Origin of the sequence: Cryobacterium sp. TMT2-17-1, from assembly GCF_004402765.1 — a bacterium.
Lineage (GTDB): Bacteria > Actinomycetota > Actinomycetes > Actinomycetales > Microbacteriaceae > Cryobacterium > Cryobacterium sandaracinum.
This window is the reverse complement of the sequence record NZ_SOGC01000009.1, coordinates 120801-138212: the sequence shown is the minus strand read 5'-3', so window position 1 is coordinate 138212 and position 17412 is coordinate 120801. Positions and strand designations below refer to the sequence as shown.

Sequence of the window (17412 nt, the reverse complement as noted above, 5' to 3'; positions counted from 1 at the left end):
CCGGGACATCGCCCGGTACCTGATGATGGCGGCCCTCGTGCTCGTGATCGTCGTGGCGTTCGTGCTGCTCGTGGCGCCGGCGGGCCATGCCGCCCCGACCGATCCGGTCACGCCGACCGACCCGGTCACCCCGACGGAACCGGGCGGCGGCGGGCTCAACGTGCAGATCAACGGCCCGAACGGCGAACCGTCCTCGGCGATCGTGACCCTGATCGGGATCACCCTGCTGTCGGTCGCGCCGGCCCTGCTGCTGATGATGACCAGCTTCACGAAGATCTTCGTTGTGCTCGCGATGACCCGCAACGCGCTCGCGCTGCCGTCGATCCCGCCGAACCAGGTGCTGGCCGGCCTGGCCCTGTTCCTGTCGCTGTTCATCATGTCGCCCATCCTCACCGACATCAACGACGGCGCCCTGCAGCCGTACCTGAACGGCACCATGTCCTTCGACGACGCCGTCACACTCGGCTCGAAGCCGCTACGCACGTTCATGCTCGCGCACACCCGGGAGGAGGACCTCGCCCTGATGACCCGGGCCGCAGATCAGCCGAACCCGGAGACCCGCGAGGCCGTGTCGCTGCTCACGCTGATCCCGGCGTTCATGATCTCCGAGCTGCGTGCCGCGTTCATCATCGGGTTCGTCATCTTCGTGCCGTTCCTGGTGATCGACCTCGTCGTGTCCGCGGCGCTGATGTCGATGGGCATGATGATGCTGCCGCCGGTGATGATCTCGCTGCCGTTCAAGATCCTCCTGTTCGTACTCGTCGACGGCTGGGGTCTGATCATCACGACCCTCGTCTCCAGTTACCGGGGTGGCTGATGGATACCAACGCCGTCCTCGACATCGGACTGCAGGGCATCCTGATCGCCGGCAAACTGTCCGCGCCGATCCTGATCACCGCCCTGGTCGTTGGTTTCGCCATTTCCCTGCTGCAGTCGATCACCCAGATCCAGGAGGTGACGCTGTCGTTCGTGCCCAAGGCCATCGCCGTGGCTGTGGCGCTGATCATCTCCGGGCACTGGATGATCTCCGAGATGGTGTCCTTCACGGAGATGCTCTTCGCCAAGATCCCCGGCCTCATCGGTGGCGGCTGATGAACATCACCCTTGACTTCGCCTGGATCGAAGCCACCATGCTCGCGGGCGTGCGGATGGTGGCGTTCCTCATCGTGGCGCCGCCGTTCTCCTACAACGCGTTCCCCCTGCGGATCAAGGGCATGCTCGCCCTCGGCCTGGCCCTGGCGGTTTCGCCTCGGGTCACGCCGGGCTGGGTCTCGCCCGACACCGGCGGTTTCTTCGCCGCCCTGCTCCTCGAGATCGTGGTCGGCGGCCTGCTCGGCTTCCTCGTGCTCGTGGTCTTCTCCGCCATCCAGTCCGCCGGCAACCTGATCGACATGTTCGGCGGCTTCCAGCTCGCTCAGGGCTTCGACCCGCAGGCCATGGTCAACGGTGCCCAGTTCACGCGGCTGTACCAGATGACCGCGCTGGCGCTCCTATTCGCCTCGGGCGGCTATCAGCTGATCCTTGGCGGCATCACGCGTACGTTCGCGGCCCTGCCGATCGGGGGCGGCATCGACCTCGCGGTGCCGATGCAGACCATCACAGTCGCGGTCGGCCAAATGCTGCTCTCCGCCGTGCAGATCGCCGGACCGCTGATCGTCGTCCTGTTCCTCGCCGACGTCGGCCTCGGCCTGCTCACCCGGGTGGCCCCGGCCCTCAACGCGTTCGCGCTCGGGTTCCCGCTCAAGATTTTGATCACGTTCACGCTGGGCGCCGCCGGGTTCGTGGCCCTGCCGCGCATCGTCGCGTCGCTGACCGACGACGCCGTCGCCACCATGCTGGGGGTGAGATAGCTGTCCGACTCCGGTGAGAAGACCGAACAAGCCACCGACAAACGGATGCGCGAGGTGCGGTCCAAGGGCCAGCTCTCCAAGTCCCAGGACCTGACCGCGTGGATCGGCATCGGCGCGGCCGCCGCCATGGCCCCCGTCACCATCGGTCTGGCCGCGGACGCCGGAACCGACCAGATGATCCGTATTCGCAGCCTGGTCGCCAACCCGCAGCCGGACCTCGCCGTGCAGATGCTGGTGGACTCGCTGGCCTCGATGGGAACCATCCTCACCCCGATGCTCGCGACGGTCTTCGTGGTCGTCCTCGTGGGCGCTGTGGCGCAGGGCGGCGTGCACTTCAAGAAGGTCGCCGGAAAATACGAGCAGTTCAACCTGGTGACCGGCCTCGGTCGCACCTTCGGCGGCCAGGCCGTCTGGCAGGGCGTCACGGCGCTGCTCAAGACCATCGCCGTGGGTCTCGTGCTGGTGCTCGTGGTGCAGGGGCTCGCTCCCATCCTGATGACGGCCGGGGGACTGCCCGTCTCCGTGCTGATCGGAGCGGCCAGTGACGGCGCGACCGCTCTTGTGCAGTCGGCTGTCATCGCCGGCCTGGTACTCGCCGCCGCGGATGTGTTCGTCGTGATGAAGCGCAACCGCAAGCGCACCCGCATGACGAAGAAGGAAGTCACTGATGAGAACAAGAGTTCCGAGGGTGACCCGATGGTGAAGTCGCAGCGCCGGGCCCGGCAGCTCGCCATGAGTCGCAACCGCATGATCGCCGCCGTCGCCACGTCCGACGTCGTGCTGGTCAACCCCACCCACTTCGCCGTCGCTCTCCGCTACGAGCCGGGCAAGTCCGCCCCCCGGGTCGTGGCCACGGGAGCGGGAGTGATCGCGGCGCGCATCCGGGAACAGGCGGAGACCGACCGGGTCCCCATCGTGCGGGACATCCCGCTCACCCGTGCACTGCACAGCGCCTGCCAGCTGGGTGACGAGATCCCGGTGGAGCTCTACAACGCCGTCGCGCAGGTGCTCGCCTTCGTGCTCGCGCTGAAGTCTCGCGGCTCTGGAGCCGGCGAACGCACCGGCCGCGGTTCCCGCGTGCACACCCTCAACGATCGTGTCCTGACGGCCGGAGGCCACCGATGAACAGCAATCTCGCCAAACTCGCGGTGCCGGTCGGGGTTGTCGGTATCATCCTGCTGCTCGTCGTGCCGGTGCCCGCCGTGCTGCTCGACGTGCTGATCATCGTCAACATCCTCCTGGCGCTGGTCACACTGCTGACCACGATGTTTGTCAAAAAGCCCCTCGATTTCTCCGTTTTCCCGTCGCTGTTGCTCGTCGCGACCCTGTTCCGGCTGGGCCTGAACGTGGCCTCGACCCGGCTCGTGCTCAGCGACGGCTACGCCGGGCAGGTGATTGCCGCGTTCGGCGACGTCGCCGTGGGCGGGTCGCTCATCATCGGCGCTGTGATCTTCCTGATCCTCGTCGTGATCCAATTCGTGGTGGTCACCAAGGGTGCCGAACGCGTCGCCGAAGTCGGTGCGCGGTTCACCCTCGACGCCATGCCCGGCAAACAGATGGCCATCGACGCCGACCTGAATGCCGGCCTGATCACCGACGTGCAGGCCAGGGAACGCCGGGCCGAGGTCTCCGCCGAGGCGGACTTTTACGGTGCCATGGACGGCGCGTCGAAATTCGTCAAGGGTGACGCGATCGCCGGCATCGTCATCATCATCATCAACCTGGTCGGCGGCATCGCGATCGGCATGATTTCGCTCGGACTATCCGTCACCGAGGCCATGAGCACCTACTCCCTGCTCACCATCGGCGACGGCCTCGTGACGCAGATCCCGGCCCTGCTGATGGCGGTCTCGACCGGCATGATCGTGACCCGCTCCAACGCGGAGTCCGACATCGGCGAGGCAGCCTCCGGCCAGCTCACCCAGTCCCGCAACGCACTGATGATCGCGGGCTGCGCGGCCCTCCTGATGGCCCTGATCCCGGGCATGCCGATCATCCCGTTCGTGGTGATCGGGCTGGGTCTGATCCTCTTCGCCCGCCGGATCAAGGCAGGGGAGAGCCGCGACCAGGCGGGCCGGGATGCCGGTGTCGCCGCCGAGGCGATGGCGCCCCGCTCTGACACACCAGAAGACCTGATCGAAACCATGCGGGTGCACGCCCTGGAGATCCTGCTGGCCCCTGACCTCGTCGACCTTGTCTCCGGAGCCCAGGACGACCTCCTGGCTCGCGTGCGTGCCCTGCGCCGCAAGGTTGCCATCGACCTCGGCGTGGTGGTGCCGCCCGTGCGCACCCGCGACAGCATGGACCTGCCCTCCTCCACCTATTCGATCCGGATCGCCGGCGTGGAGGCCGGCCGCGGGGTCGCCCCGGCCGGCAAGGTGCTCGCCCTCGGCGACGCCCTCGACTCGTTGCCGGGCCAGGCCACGGTGGAGCCCGTGTTCGGCCTCACCGGCAAGTGGGTGCCCAGCGAGATGCGGCACAGCGCGGAGATGACCGGGGCCACGGTCATCGACCGGGTGTCGGTGCTCATCACCCACCTGTCCTCGATCATCACCGGCAACGCGGCGAGGCTCCTCACCCGCGAGGACGTGCGGGTGCTCACCGAGGGGGTGCGGCTGGTCAATCCGTCCGCCGTGGAGGATCTGATCCCCGGACTGCTCTCCCTCGCCGAGGTGCAGCGCGTGCTGCAGGGTCTGCTCGCGGAGCAGATCCCGATCAACGACCTGCCCCGCATCTACGAGTCCCTCTCCCTGCGCGCCAAGGTGTCGAATGACCCGGAGGGCCTGATCGAGACGGCCCGTCAGGCGCTGGGCCCGGCTCTCACAGCGCAGTATCTCGACGACGGGCTGCTCCGGGTGATCATGATCGAGCCTGCCTTGGAGCAGTCCATGCTCGAGGGGATGCGTCCCTCCGACCAGGGCACCCAGATCATGTTGGAGCCGAACCGGGTCGACGCCATTCTCGGGTCGCTGAAGGAGGCGCTGGGCAACGTGGAAGCGGCCGGACTCTCCGCGGTGCTGGTCTGCGCGCCGGCGCTGCGCCCGGCCATCCGTCGACTAGTGTCGGCGCAGTCCGGCGGTATCTCCGTGCTGTCCTATCAGGAGGTCACCTCGGCGAACGTGGCCATCGAAACGGTGGGAGTGGTACGTGGAACCGAGTCGATTTCAGCTTGAGGGTTCATCCCTCCAGGAGCTGAAGGCACGCATCCTCGCCGAGCACGGTGCGGATGCGCGCATCGTGGCCGCCGAACGGGTCACCGTCGGCGGCATCAAGGGCTTCTTCGCCCGCCGGCACATCGAGGTCACGGTCGAGGTGCCGGAGCGGCGGCGGCGCGCGGCCCACTCCCGACTCGACGTGCAGGCCCGGCTCGGCATCGCCGCGCTTCTCGACGATGCCGACGCGGCGGAAGCGGGTTTTCCCCGGGCCGCGGCACCCGTCTCCTCCCCGCCCCTGTCGACCGCGACGGACGGCTTCGCCCGCCTGATGGACGAACTCACCTTCGCCACCCAGGAACCCATCCCGCCGGTGCTGCCCACTCCCGCGCCGCCCGCCCCCGCCCCGGCGGCCGCCCAGGGGGGCGGCAGGCGCAGGGACGCCCGGCTGAGAGAGAGCGAGCAGGCGGCCGCCGAAGCGGCGGTGCCGCGGCCGCTCCCGGGTGTCGGAAACCTCGTTCTCGTCGTCGGGTGGCAGGATGCCGCGGTGCGGATTGCGCGGGAGCTGGCCGTGGCGCATGGTTCGGCTGAGGTCCTCGTGGCCGGCGCGATCGACGTCGGAGCGCCTGCCGCGGCCGGGCTCGCGCGCATCCTCGACCGGCGCACGGCGCTGGAGGCACGGGCCAGGGGAGTCAAGCTCGGACAGACCGGAATTCTGGCCTTCGGTCTGGGTGCCGACCCGGCCACGGCGGACATCTACGCCGCATTGGTGGCCGCGCTCGGTGCCGAGCAGGTCTGGCTGGTCGTCGATGCCGGCCGCAAGCCCGCAGACACCGCCCGGTGGGCGGCTGAGGTTGCCCAGAGCGTGCACGTCGACGCGATCGCGGTGACGGGCTATGGCGACACCGTCTCGCCTGAGACCGTCGATGAGCTGCAGATCCCCATCGGTTGGGTCGACGGCGCCCCCGCCGAGGCCAGCACCGTGGCCGGAATGCGGCGACGGCTCGCGGGCCGGCCCGACCGGTCAAGCTAGGCTGGACGAGTGCTGGTTCTAACACGCAAACAGGGGGAGAAGATCCTCATCGGTGACGACATCGTCATCACCGTTCTCGACGTGCGCGGTGACAGCATCCGGATCGGCGTCGACGCTCCCCGGGGCGTGCGCATCCAGCGGGACGAGGTGCTCCGCGCCGTGACCGAGGCGAACATCGCGGCGAGTCTCGCGGGTCAGGGTGACGACGACGCCGAGGCCCGCCTCAAGGCCACCCTCGCCCTCCTTCCCACCGCGCCGCCCGCCGAATAGCACGCCCCGCCGCGCCCCGCCGCCGCCCCCCCCGGTGGTCGAGCCTGTCAAGACCCGGGACGAGAGTCATGCCCTACAGCCCTACAGCCCTACAGCCCTACAGCCCTACAGCCCTACAGCCCTACAGCCCCACCGCCTTGCTCGGCAGTGCGATCAGTGTCTGTTCCGGGTCGTTCTCCACCGGTGGCCGCAGCCAGTGTTGCGTTCCGGTGCGGGTGATCTTCCAGTGCTGGTTGTGTAGCAGTAGGTGGTGCGGGTGGCAGAGCAGTACTCCGTCGGCGAGGTTGGTGTCTCCGCTGTCGGTGAGCCAGTCGTTGATGTGGTGGGCTTCGGTCCAGGCTGGTGATCGGTCGCAGTCGACCCACCGGCATCCGCCGTCGCGCACTCCCATCGCGGCGCGTTGTTTCTCGGTGAAGAGTCGTTCGTCACGGCCGACGTTGATGATTTGGCCGATGTCGTCGAACTTGATGCCGCGGGTGCCGGTGTCGCAGAGCAACCGGTCGATGGTTTCCTGCGAGATGGGGACCGGGTTGCCTTCGATCTGCCCGTGAGCGGCGGGTTCGGCGGCACCCGGCGCGGCGGGTTCGGCTGTGAGGACTTTCTCGGTCACGATCACGCGCACCGCCGGGCAGCGTCCGCGTTGACCTGCTCGGTGCTGCGCGGGTCGTCCTGCTTTTTTTGGGCCCAGACGGCGCGTTCCGGGTCGACGAAGCGCACTCCGCCGCGGCGGGGGCTGGTGATGGAGTCGAAGGTGGAGAGCACGAACTCGCCGTCTTCGGGGGCGAAGAGCCCGTTCAGGCGCACGTTGCCATTGCTCAGCCGGTAGACCTTCAGGTAGCGGTCGTCGTGGGCCTGCTTCTCGCGGGCGGTGATGCCGGCCTGATCGAGCCGGTCGCGCATCCGGCGGGCCCGTTTGAAGACCTCGTCGGCATTCAGTGACGGTGCCTCGGTGAGGAGCGCCGCGAGGGCCACCCGGAGCTTCTCCGCGGTGACTGCCGCGTCGATCTGGCCGAGCCCGGCCCGGATCGCCTCGGCCGCGTCAACCGAGAGCGTGCCGGCGGTGACGCCCCGGGCGATCGGCGCCTGCCAGGGCACCCTCGCGGTGAACGCCGCGACGTCGACAGCATCGGCGTCGGCGTCGGCGTCGGGCGTCGAGAGCGTCGAGAGTGCCTATTCGACCAGCTTGTCGGCCGCCTTGGTGTCGGCCATCATCGTGCCGACCGCGACGAGCTTGTACGCGTCACCTTTGGATGAGCCGGTCCAGTTCTGGATCAGGGCCTCGGGCGAGAGGAACCCCTGCTGCGCGGCCAGCCCCGAGTGGCCGAGTTCCGGGCGGGACCGGCGGGCGATGGTTGCGGCCATCAACGCGGCATAGGTGTCGAGCAGACGGCGCGCGCCGGCCATCCGCTTCTGGCCGGCCAAAGCCTCGGCGTCGGGAAGAGTCGCGAGGTCGGCGCTCGAGGAGCCCAGCAGGGCGACGGCGTCGGCCGCCTGCCTGAGGTCATCCGCGAGTTCGTCATGTTATGAGGATAACTTAAGGAGCACACGTAGTCGAGTGTCACTCATCTTTTGTGGATAAAAGTTTCGTATCTTTGTTCAACCGCCCGGCTGTTTGGCCGCGCGGCGCCACCGATGATCGTTTGCAGCGTCAGCGGTGAGCCTGCTTCCACACCCTGCGCCACGAAAGCCGAAGGCGGCCTCCCGGGGATGAGCCCCGCCGAGACCGCCATCAACGGACAAGCGCTCAAGCGCTCAACACGCCAGCGCCAGCACCTGAGCCCCTACGAGCCCACGCGATCCAGGCGCGCCACGCCGATCTTCGAGTCGGCCATGCCGTAGAACACGAACAGCTGCCCCGCGATCTCCTCGATCGCGGTCGGAAACACCACGTTCGGCACGATGCCGCTGATCTCATCGGGCGTCTCCGCCTTGAGCAGCGGCTCCGACGTGCGCTTCAGCACGATGGTCGGGTCGTCCGCGTCGAGAATCATCGCTCCGGCCGAGTAGTTCACCTTCTGCTGCTGCGAGAACGCGCCGTCGATGGTTCCGGTGACGCCGTGGTGCATCAGCAGCCAGCCCTCCGGCACCCGCAACGGGGCAGGGCCGCCGCCGATCTTCAGCTCTTCGAACGCGAACTCCGGCCCGGCCAGGAAACGGTGGCCGCTCCAGAAGGTGAGCTTCGAGATGTCGGCGAGCACATCCGCGACCGGCAGATAGCTGATCCAGATGCTCTGCCGGGTGTCGGTGACGCCGGCGGGAACACGGATGCCCTCACCCGGCTTGACCTCGCCCAGATCCCACATCGGGCGGTGCAGCACGGCGAAGCACTCGACTCCATTCGGGCCGGCGACCGGCTCCGGGAAGAACACGGTGTCTTTGTTGTGGAACAGGTTCAGGTCCATGTCCAGCGTGTCGTCGAAGGCGAACAGCGCCGGACCGAGCCGGCGCCACTCGCGCAGGTCCGAGGACACGGCAACGGCCGTGCGCGGGCCGAGGGGGCCGTAGGCGACGTAGGTCATCACGTGTAGGCCGAGCCGGGGAACGAAGGTGATCCTGGGATCTTCCACTCCGGCGTTGTTCGCGCCGCGCTCCCAGCCGCGGTCCGGTGCAAGAACGACACCCTCGCGTTCGACGCCCGTGGGTACGCCGTCGGTGATGATGACCTTTGCGAGTCCGACGCGGGAGACGTTTCCGGTGGCGACCAGTCGGGGGAGCAGATACAGAGTTCCGTCGGCAGAGTGCCCCGTGCCGGGGTTCAGCACCCCCTCGGCCTCGAGGTCGTTGCCCGCTTCGGGCGTCATGATGACGCCCATTCGGGTCAGGGTGTAGGGGAATTCAGTGGGGTTGGGCATTTCTAACCTTTCACGCCGGAGCCGATATTGTTCGACACGAAGTGCCGTTGGAAGAGGAGGAACAGGATCACAGCAGGGGCGGCCAGGACGCAGGCCCCGGCGAGAACCGCCCCGAACGGGTTCGCCGCTGTGGCGGCGATATTGCTGAGGTAGTTGGCGAGTGACACGGCGAGAGGCTGGAGGGACGCTTCCTTGGTGATCAGGAACGGCCAGAGGAATTCGTTCCACGGTCCGATGAAGGTCAGCAGCACGACGGTCAGCAGGGCCGGCCGCACCAGAGGCAGGGCGATCCGCCGCAGGATCCGCAGTTCGCCGGCGCCGTCGATGCGGGCGGCATCGAACAGATCCTTCGGAATCTGCAGGAAGTACTGCCGGAAGATGATCACGGCAGTCGAGTTGATGGCGAACGGCAGGATCATGCCCAGATAGTTGTCGGCCAGTCCGTAGTCCCGGGCGATCATCACGTAGAGCGGGATCATCAGCAGCTGGAACGGCACGACCTGCACGAGCAGTGCGAGAGCGAAGGTGACACCGCGTCCGCGCCACTGCAGCTGGGCGAGGGCGTAGCCCACTAGAACACCGAAAACCACGGTGAAGAGAATGACGCCACCCGTGAAGATCCCCGAGTTGAGCAGCCCCTGCAGCAGGTTGATCCGGCTGTTGATGTCACCGTAGTTGTCGAGCGTCAGGTTGGCGGGGTTCGGGAATGCGCCGGCGACAGTCGGGTCCGGTTCCTTCTGGAGCGAGCCGATGACCATGTAGTAGAAGGGGAACAGGAACACAAGCGCCCCGACCGTGAGCACCACACCCCGCAGGATGTTCTGCCCGCGGCTCATGATTCGTCACCGCCTGCAAGCTTGCGCTGGATGAACGCGAGGATGAGAACTCCGATCACGAGGATGACGCCGATCGCGGCCGCCGTGTCGGGCGACCCCTGTTCGATCCCGCGCTGGTACATCATCAGCACGGGTGACGAGGATGCCCCGTTCGGGCCGCCGCCGCCGGTGAGCAGGTACGGCTCCGTGAAGAGGTTGGCGCCGGTGACCGTCGAGAGCAGCAGCACGAGCACAGTCGCCGGGCGTACGCCCGGCACGGTGACCGAGAAGAAACTTCGGATCCTGCCCGCGCCATCCGTTGAAGCGGCCTCGTACAGTTCCTCCGACACGTTCTGCAGGGCGGCCAGGTAGAGCAGAATGAAGAATCCGAGGCCCTTCCAGGTCACGAAGATCGCGATGGTGGGCATGGCCCAGTCCTCGTTGATCAGCCACGCCGGATCGGGCGCGAGCGGCCCGAGAATCTGGTTCACGAGGCCGTTGCCGCTGAACAGGAAGATCCAGACGCCGACGACGGCGACGCTCGCGGTCACGTAGGGCACGTAGTAGGCAACGCGCAGGAAGGTGCGGAACCGCACGGCCTTGTTCAAGGCGGTGGCGAGCATGAGCGAGAGGATGACCGTCAACGGCACGTTGATCAGCAGGAAGACTCCCACGTTGCCGAAGGAACGGATGATGGCCGGGTCGGCTAGCACTTCCCGAAAATTGTCCAGGCCGACGAATGGCCGGTCCACAGCGGCGCCGGGTGCAGCGAAGAAGTAGTCGTGGAACGACATCCAGAAGGCGAAGACCAGCGGGTAGGCGAAGACGGCCAGAACGAAGATGAGGTAGGGGGCGCTGAGCAGGAGCCCGAATGGGTTCTTGCCCAGAAGGGGGTGTTTGCGGCGGCGGGGGCCCCCGCCGGGAGGAGTTGTGCTCCTCCCGGCGACGGTCCGACTCGCGGTTGACTGGGACATCCGTTACGGCTTGGAGATCAGGGTTTTGATCTTCTCGGCGGCGGAGTCGAGGGCGGCGGGGATCTCACCCTCGCCGGTGATGACCGACTTCGTGTACGCGTCGCGGAAGGCCTGCCAGGCGGCGACCGAGCTGGAGACGTTGGGAACCTCGACCATGCGGGATGCCTGGTCGCCGAACTGCTCGTAGGCCGGGTTGGCCGCGAAGTACTCCGGGTACACCGTTGGGAGGTCCTCGCGGAGCGGCATCTGGCCGGTCAGCTCGAGAAGCTGTCCGTCCTGGTCCTCGCTGGTGGCGAATTTCAGCACATCCCAGGCGGTGGCCTGGTTCTCGCAGGCCGTGAACATTCCGACGTTCTTCGCGTCACTGAACGTGTAGGTTTCCTCGGCCGGAGTGCCCTCGCTGGTGGGAACGGGAACCGCACCCCAGTTCACGGCGTCCTTGTACACCGACACGGCCCACGGGCCGACGATGGACATCGCGGCCTGGCCATCGGCGAACGAGTCGCCCTGGTACTGCTCTTTGCCGGCGAGACCCTCGGCGTACAGGGTCTTCCAGAACTCCGCGACCTTCGCGCCGTCCTCGTCGTTGAAGGTGGCCTCACCGTCTTCGATCAACTGCGTGCCACCGGTTTCGGCGGCGTAGAGCGGGTAGAAGTCGAACCAGCTCTGGAAGAACTGACTGGTCGGGGCCGGGTAGATGGCGTTCGGCGCGGCGCCGCTCTCGACGAGGGTGCGCGAGGTGGCGAGGAATTCGTCGTAGGTGGCCAACTGGGGGTTCTCGGCGTCGAGTCCGGCGGCGGTGAACATGTCCTTGTTGTAGAAGATCATGACGGGGTTGGACTTCCACGGCATCTGGAAGTACTTCGCGTCGGCGCCCTGGTACTGCTCGGCCGTGTCGCCGCTGCGTGCCTCGATGTAGGCGGCGCCGTCCTCAAAGCTGGAGAGGTCGACGAGACCACCCTGCTTCTCGAACTGCGGCACCGCGACCGGGGCCGTATTGAATACGAGGCAGGGGGCGTTGCCGGCCGTGATGGCGGCACCGATGACCTCCTCGCTGCTCTTACCGGCCGGGATTTCCTGCGCCTTCACCTTTTCATCCGGGTTCTCGGCGTTCCAGGCCTCCACCATCTGCTTGCCCCAGGCGATCTCGGTTTCGTTGTTCGAGTACCAGATCGTGATCGGCCCGCGGCTGGTGGCCGCGTCACCCGTCGTCCCCCCGGACGCGCAAGCGCTCAGTGCCAGGGCCACTGTGGCGGATGCCGCCGTAACGGTGAGAATCCGCTTGGCCATTCCATTGCTGTGCATGTGGTGCTCCATTTCTCGAAACCCGCAGCAGCCTTGCTGCGGTAAACATGTGTCAGCGCTGTGGGTCAGCCGTGGGGCGGGGCGGTCGACCCGCGCACCACGAGCCGGGCCGCCGGGAGGTCCACGTCGTCCGCCGAGCCGTTCTCCATCAGGGCCAAAAGCGTGCTCGCCGCCGCGCGCCCCCACGCCATCGGTGCTGCGCTGACGGTGGTCAGGGGCGGGTACACGTAACGGCAGAAGTCGATGTCGTCGTAGCCCGTGATCGAGAGGTCGTCGGGGACCCGCACGCCCAGCTCGTGCGCCATGCCGAGACCGGCGATGGCCATCGGGTCGTTGGCGTAGACGATCGCAGTCGGGGGCGTGTCCTGGGTCAGGAGGCGCCGAGTGGCATCTGACCCGGCGCCCACGGAGAAATCGGTCTCGACGGTCTGCCCCTCCGGCAGGCCCGCCTCGCGCAGGGCGGCGGCGAAGGCCGCGCGCCGGCGGCTGCCGTGCAGCAGCGTCGAGCTGCCTGCGACGTGCGCGATGCGGCGGTGGCCGAGGGTGGCGAGGTGAGCGACGGATGCCATCACACCCGGTGTGTCGTCCACGGTCACCGCGGGGAAGGGGCTGGGCCCGTCGGGGCGTCCGAGCGTGACCGCCGGCAGACCCAGCTCGGCGAGGAGCGGGATGCGCGGGTCGCCGTGGCGGAGGTCGCTGAGGAAGACCCCGTCGACGCGCCCGTCTGCCACGAGTGAGCGGTAGGTCTTCAACTCGGTCTCCTCGTCGGGAACGACGCTGAGCACGAGGGCACGACCTTCCGGGGCAAGGATGCTCTCGACGCCCGCGATGAAGGAGGGAAAGAACGGGTCGGAGGCAAGCACGTCCGGGTTGCGGGCGATCACGAGGCCGAGCGCGTAGGACCGCTGCGTGGAGAGCGACCGGGCGCGGAGGGACGGCTTCCAGCCCAGCTCCTTGGCGACCTGAAGGATGCGCACCCGGGTCTCGGGGGCGACTCCGGGCCGGTTGTTGAGGGCGAAGGAGACGAGGCCCTTGCTGACGCCGGCCCGCTTGGCGACCACCTCGATGGTGACCTTTGGGGGGTTCGCGACCGACTTCGCGGCGGACTTCGTGGTGGACTGAGCGGTGGGCTTCACGGTGGTGGTGGCAGGAATGTTCGCAGGCACGTTTCTGGGCCTCCTCATTGACAGCCGACCCAACCTGAACCGGTTTAGAAAGGCTATACCGGTTTAGTTTCCCCCGTCAAGGGGGCGGCTCCGATTACAGCCGGTCCGATTGAACCCAGGCCGGGGAAGGCCTAGATTGTGCGCAAATGGACTGGTTCGGGGCCGGAGAATACGAGATCGCGCGGCAGGTGCTGCAGCGCGGGGTGGCTGCCTGCTACCTGATCGCCTTCGTTTCGGCCGTCAACCAATTCCCCGCGCTGCTCGGCGACCATGGCCTGCTCCCGGTGGCCCGTTTTGTGGCCCGCGTGAGGTTCAGCGCGTCGCCGAGTATTTTCCACTGGCATTACTCCGACCGGATGCTGCGTTCCCTCGCCTGGTCCGGCGCCGCCGTGGCGGCCACGCTCGTGGCCGGCCTGCCGCAGCTCGGGCCGCCCTGGCTGCCGATGGTCGCTTTCCTCCTGCTCTTCGTGGGCTACCTGTCGATCGTCAACGTCGGCCAATCCTTCTACTCGTTCGGCTGGGAGAGTCTGCTGCTGGAGGCCGGTTTCGTGGTGGCCTTCCTCGGCTCCGAGCAGGTGGCCCCTCCGCTCTTCGTGATCCTGTTCTGCCGCTGGCTGCTCTTCCGGCTGGAATTCGGCGCCGGCCTGATTAAGATCCGCGGCGGCCGGGAGTGGCGAGACCTGACCGCCCTCTACTACCACCATGAAACGCAGCCGATGCCGAACCCGCTCAGTTGGTTCGCACACCATCTGCCCCCGTGGTTCCACCGCGGGGAGGTGATTGGCAACCACTTCGCGCAGCTGGTCGTGCCGTTCTTCCTCTTTGCGCCCCAGCCCGTCGCATCCGTCGCGGCCCTGATCGTGATCCTCAGCCAGTTCTGGCTGGTGCTCACCGGCAACTTCGCCTGGCTGAACTGGATCACCATCGTGCTGGCCTTCTCTGCCGTCGACGACGCCACGCTGCGCGCGGTGCTGCCGTGGCTGCCGGCCGGGGAGGCCGCACCGGATGGCCCGCTCTGGTTCGTGATCGTGGTCAGCCTGGCCACCTCCCTGCTCCTGGTGCTCAGCTACTGGCCGCTTCGCAACCTGGTCGCCCGCCGGCAACTGATGAATGCGAGCTTCAACCGGTACCACCTGGTGAACGCCTACGGTGCGTTCGGCACGGTCACCCGGCAGCGCCACGAGGTGGTCGTCGAGGGCAGCGACGCCGCCGACCCGACTGACGAGACGGGCTGGCGCGCCTACGAATTCCGCGGCAAGCCCGGCGACCCCGAGCACCGGCCCCGCCAGTTCGCGCCGTACCACCTGCGCCTGGACTGGCTGATGTGGTTCCTGGCGCTCGGCGACCCGGGCACCCGCTGGTTCGAGATGTTCCTGGCCCGCCTCCTCGAGGGCGACCGACCCACGCTGCGGATGGTGCGGGTCAACCCGTTCCCGCAGGCCCCGCCCCGCTACGTGCGCGCCCGGGTCTACCGCTACCGCTACTCCACTCCGGACGAACGCCGAGAGACCCGAGAGTGGTGGGTGCGCTCGGAGGTCGGCCTGCTCGTGGCCCCCATCACCCTGGCCTGGAGGTCCCGTGCCTGACGTCGACGTGGTTGGAGCCGGGCCCACGGGCCGGAGGCGGCGCTCGTCCTGGCCCGGACCGGGCTGAGCGTGCACGTCACCGAGCGGGAAAGCCGGCCCGCCGGCGCCCAGCGCACGGAGAAGCTGAGCATCGTCGACGGCATCTTGGAAGACGCCGGTTCCTTGGCTCTACCTCTGCTCGGCCTCCACCCCGCCGGGCCCGGCCGTGCGCGGCATGAACGGCAGGTAGGCCGCCACCCTGGTCGCGCCCGTCTGGCTGCGATTCCACCGTCGTTTCGGCGGAGAGCCAGAACGAGGGGTGAATGTCCGAACCGCACCGCCCGGCTGCACCGGCGGTGATCTGGCACATCCGGCGACACGCGAGCTCGGCCGGGCCTGACCCACGACTGAGCCGGGACGCTGCTACTCGTCGTCGGGGCCAGGCGGCAGCACCTCGGGCGCCCGAAGCTTGTCGATCTCGCGGCGTTCGCGCTTGGTGGGACGGCCGGCGCCCCGGTCCCGCATCGGGAGGAGCGCCACCTCCTCGCGCGGGGGCGGCGGGGGAGTCTGGTCGACGAAGCACTCCGCCGCGACTGGCGCGCTGACCCGTTTGACCATGATCTTCGACACGACCAGGATGCGGTCGAAACCGCTGATGCGCACCCGCACCTCGTCGCCGATCCGCACGGTCTGCGCGGACTTGGCCCGCTCGCCGTTCACCTTGACGTGACCGGCTCGGCAGGCGGCCGTGGCCTGGGAACGGGTCTTGAACATCCGCACGGCCCAGGTCCAGCTGTCGACACGGGCGGTGGTCAGAGGCTCCATCCCTCGACTCTACGGCGCGCAGGCCCGAACGGCCCGCACCCTAGAAAGGCCCGAGCTTCCCCCAGGCGATCAGCAGCATGGTCACCAGGAATCCGGTCAGGAAGTTGAGCCAGAGAAAACGCGTCCAGCCGGCGTTCGCGGTCTCGGACCGCTCGTCCGACACTGACCGGAACGGCCAGGCCGCGAGAATGTAGGGCACCGCGAGCACCGAGGCCAGCAGCCCGGGCCAGCCGGTCACAAGCATGAGCAGTCCGGCCAGGGCCCAGAATGCGATCGCGAGGCGCACGGTCCGCGCGGCGCCGAGCGCGGTTGCGATCGAGGCGATGCCGCCTTCCCGGTCGGGCACGACGTCCTGCACGGCGCCGAACGCGTGGCTGGCCATGCCCCAAAGGAAGAACGCGGCGAGCAGGGCAACCAGGCCGGGCGTCACGACGGCGCCGGCCACCACGAGACCGTAGACGGCGGGGCTGACGAAGTGGGTGCTCGAGGTGATCGAGTCCACCATCGGGCGCTCCTTGAACCGCAGTCCCGGAACGGAGTACGCGGCCACCGCGAACAGGCTCACGGCCAGAATGAACCATGACCATGGATGCTCCGCGCCGGCCAGGACGAGCATCGCCACCAGCATGGGCACAGCCGTCACGATTCCGGAGACGAGCACCGTGCGGTGAAGGACCGGGTCCAGCATGGCTCCCTCGACGCCGCCCTTGCGCGGGTTGCGCAGGTCGGACTCGTAGTCGAAGACGTCGTTGATTCCGTACATCAGCAGGTTGTACGGAATGAGGAAGAAGAGGGTGCCCACCAGCAGCAAGGCGTCCACCCGGCCGGTCGTCACCACATACGCGGCGGCAAACGGGAACGCCGTGTTGATCCAGCTCAGCGGCCGTGACGAGAGCAGCACCTGCCGGGTCTTCCAGAGCGGTGGGGTGCGAGTCTCAGTCATTCGGTTTTCTTTCCAGCAGAGCCCAGAGCGCGGGCAGCAGGAGTGCTGCCGCAACGGGATAGGCGAAGTCTTCGATCGGGGCCAGGCCGATCCGCAATCCAAAGATGCGGCTGGGATCGTAGTCGACCAGTCCGACCCCGATCATAATGCTGTCGAAAACGGCCGTGAGCACGAGCACGGCGGCCATGGCGATCCCGGCGGCACGGATGCTGTGCCGGGAGAGCCTGCCGCGGCGCACGGCCGTGAGGAACACAGCCGTGGCGAGCAGAAGGAAGACGGTGTTCAGGAGCAGGTAGGTCACCCGTCGCTCCCCTCGTCGACGCCGGCCCGTTCGGCCCGGGAGGCGAGCAGCAGGCGCGCCCCCTGCACGGCGTTCATGGTGAGGTAGCAGAGGAAGGTGAGGAAGAAGAACTCCTCCACGGGCAGCTCCGGGGCCAGCTGCAGACCGGTCATCAGGGTCGTCTCGCCCCGGTAGAAGATGCCCAGGCCGATTCCGAAGAGGTCCCAGACGAGGAAGTACACCAACCCGACGCCGAGCACGATGGCAGCTCGCACCGGGTTCCGCCAGAAGAACAGCCGGAAGCGACGGTCGAGCAGCACCATCGCCCCCAGGCTGAGAAGCAGGGTCAGCAGGTACGCGAACGTCACAGCACTACCGGATT

Annotated in this window: 20 protein-coding genes; 8 read left to right on the top strand and 12 right to left on the bottom strand. The window is 67.8% G+C overall.

The genetic code is table 11. From position 1 onward, the window contains the following. The first annotated feature begins 22 nt into the window (after positions 1 to 22). From fliP to csrA, 7 genes are read left to right on the top strand one after another with little or no spacing between them, the layout of a single operon-like run. A complete protein-coding gene (gene fliP, locus E3O47_RS02035) occupies positions 23 to 817 on the top strand; it encodes a flagellar type III secretion system pore protein FliP (protein ID WP_174722128.1) in 795 nt (264 codons plus the stop codon). Then, complete coding sequence (gene fliQ, locus E3O47_RS02030; RefSeq protein WP_104099307.1) at positions 817 to 1092, top strand: flagellar biosynthesis protein FliQ; 276 nt, start codon at positions 817 to 819, stop codon at positions 1090 to 1092. Before fliP ends, fliQ begins: the two co-directional genes overlap by 1 nt. Beyond that, complete coding sequence (locus tag E3O47_RS02025; RefSeq protein WP_104099308.1) at positions 1092 to 1850, top strand: flagellar biosynthetic protein FliR; 759 nt, start codon at positions 1092 to 1094, stop codon at positions 1848 to 1850. The genes fliQ and E3O47_RS02025 overlap by 1 nt, the downstream gene beginning before the upstream one ends. Beyond that, positions 1851 to 2975 carry an EscU/YscU/HrcU family type III secretion system export apparatus switch protein gene (locus E3O47_RS02020; protein ID WP_104099309.1) on the top strand — a complete coding sequence of 375 codons (1125 nt, stop codon included), beginning with the start codon at positions 1851 to 1853 and terminating at the stop codon, positions 2973 to 2975. Continuing rightward, positions 2972 to 5023 carry a flagellar biosynthesis protein FlhA gene (locus E3O47_RS02015; protein ID WP_104099310.1) on the top strand — a complete coding sequence of 684 codons (2052 nt, stop codon included), beginning with the start codon at positions 2972 to 2974 and terminating at the stop codon, positions 5021 to 5023. Before E3O47_RS02020 ends, E3O47_RS02015 begins: the two co-directional genes overlap by 4 nt. Then, on the top strand, positions 4998 to 6035 hold the full coding sequence (locus E3O47_RS02010) for a hypothetical protein (RefSeq protein WP_104099311.1): 1038 nt from the start codon (positions 4998 to 5000) through the stop codon (positions 6033 to 6035). The genes E3O47_RS02015 and E3O47_RS02010 overlap by 26 nt, the downstream gene beginning before the upstream one ends. 9 nt (positions 6036 to 6044) lie before the next feature. After that, entirely contained in the window at positions 6045 to 6305 is a 261-nt protein-coding gene (csrA, locus tag E3O47_RS02005) for a carbon storage regulator CsrA (protein ID WP_104099312.1), read from the top strand. A 121-nt stretch (positions 6306 to 6426) separates the two neighbouring features. On the opposite strand, the gene E3O47_RS15795 is transcribed toward csrA, so the two are convergent. The 8 genes from E3O47_RS15795 to E3O47_RS01965 all read right to left on the bottom strand — a co-directional run bounded on the left by E3O47_RS15795 (position 6427) and on the right by E3O47_RS01965 (position 13417). Next, on the bottom strand, positions 6427 to 6915 hold the full coding sequence (locus E3O47_RS15795; protein WP_166785305.1) for a hypothetical protein: 489 nt from the start codon (positions 6913 to 6915) through the stop codon (positions 6427 to 6429). Positions 6916 to 6917: 2 nt separating this feature from the next. Then, the gene (locus E3O47_RS01995; RefSeq protein ID WP_134419397.1) at positions 6918 to 7400 is read right to left on the bottom strand and encodes a DUF222 domain-containing protein; all 483 of its coding nucleotides are present in this window, start codon (positions 7398 to 7400) and stop codon (positions 6918 to 6920) included. Between the two features lie 75 nt (positions 7401 to 7475). Then, complete coding sequence (locus tag E3O47_RS01990) at positions 7476 to 7727, bottom strand: hypothetical protein (protein WP_134419396.1); 252 nt, start codon at positions 7725 to 7727, stop codon at positions 7476 to 7478. 359 nt (positions 7728 to 8086) lie between these two features. Then, positions 8087 to 9157 (bottom strand): glycosidase, encoded by a 1071-nt coding sequence (locus E3O47_RS01985; protein ID WP_104099315.1) that lies wholly within the window; start codon positions 9155 to 9157, stop codon positions 8087 to 8089. A gap of 2 nt (positions 9158 to 9159) precedes the next feature. Then, positions 9160 to 9993: a carbohydrate ABC transporter permease gene (locus tag E3O47_RS01980; protein ID WP_104099316.1), complete on the bottom strand. Its 834-nt coding sequence runs from the start codon at positions 9991 to 9993 to the stop codon at positions 9160 to 9162. Beyond that, on the bottom strand, positions 9990 to 10946 hold the full coding sequence (locus E3O47_RS01975; protein ID WP_104099317.1) for a sugar ABC transporter permease: 957 nt from the start codon (positions 10944 to 10946) through the stop codon (positions 9990 to 9992). Before E3O47_RS01975 ends, E3O47_RS01980 begins: the two co-directional genes overlap by 4 nt. A 3-nt stretch (positions 10947 to 10949) precedes the next feature. Continuing rightward, positions 10950 to 12236 (bottom strand): extracellular solute-binding protein, encoded by a 1287-nt coding sequence (locus E3O47_RS01970; RefSeq protein ID WP_134419449.1) that lies wholly within the window; start codon positions 12234 to 12236, stop codon positions 10950 to 10952. An 80-nt stretch (positions 12237 to 12316) separates the two neighbouring features. Beyond that, positions 12317 to 13417: a LacI family DNA-binding transcriptional regulator gene (locus E3O47_RS01965; protein WP_241986047.1), complete on the bottom strand. Its 1101-nt coding sequence runs from the start codon at positions 13415 to 13417 to the stop codon at positions 12317 to 12319. A gap of 146 nt (positions 13418 to 13563) precedes the next feature. Between E3O47_RS01965 and E3O47_RS01960 the strand changes: the two genes are divergently transcribed. Then, positions 13564 to 15003, top strand: a complete 1440-nt coding sequence (locus E3O47_RS01960) for a lipase maturation factor family protein (RefSeq protein ID WP_104099320.1) — start codon at positions 13564 to 13566, stop codon at positions 15001 to 15003. A gap of 402 nt (positions 15004 to 15405) precedes the next feature. Here E3O47_RS01960 and E3O47_RS01955 read toward each other — a convergent pair whose 3' ends face one another. The 4 genes from E3O47_RS01955 to E3O47_RS01940 are packed head-to-tail and all read right to left on the bottom strand — an operon-like array spanning position 15406 to position 17398. Then, positions 15406 to 15807, bottom strand: coding sequence for an RNA-binding S4 domain-containing protein (locus E3O47_RS01955; protein WP_104099321.1), 402 nt, complete (start codon positions 15805 to 15807; stop codon positions 15406 to 15408). A 40-nt stretch (positions 15808 to 15847) separates the two neighbouring features. After that, a complete protein-coding gene (locus tag E3O47_RS01950; RefSeq protein ID WP_134400872.1) occupies positions 15848 to 16750 on the bottom strand; it encodes a prenyltransferase in 903 nt (300 codons plus the stop codon). Then, a complete protein-coding gene (locus tag E3O47_RS01945; RefSeq protein ID WP_104099323.1) occupies positions 16743 to 17051 on the bottom strand; it encodes a lycopene cyclase domain-containing protein in 309 nt (102 codons plus the stop codon). Before E3O47_RS01945 ends, E3O47_RS01950 begins: the two co-directional genes overlap by 8 nt. After that, a complete protein-coding gene (locus E3O47_RS01940; RefSeq protein ID WP_134400873.1) occupies positions 17048 to 17398 on the bottom strand; it encodes a lycopene cyclase domain-containing protein in 351 nt (116 codons plus the stop codon). The genes E3O47_RS01945 and E3O47_RS01940 overlap by 4 nt, the downstream gene beginning before the upstream one ends. Positions 17399 to 17412 lie beyond the last annotated feature (14 nt).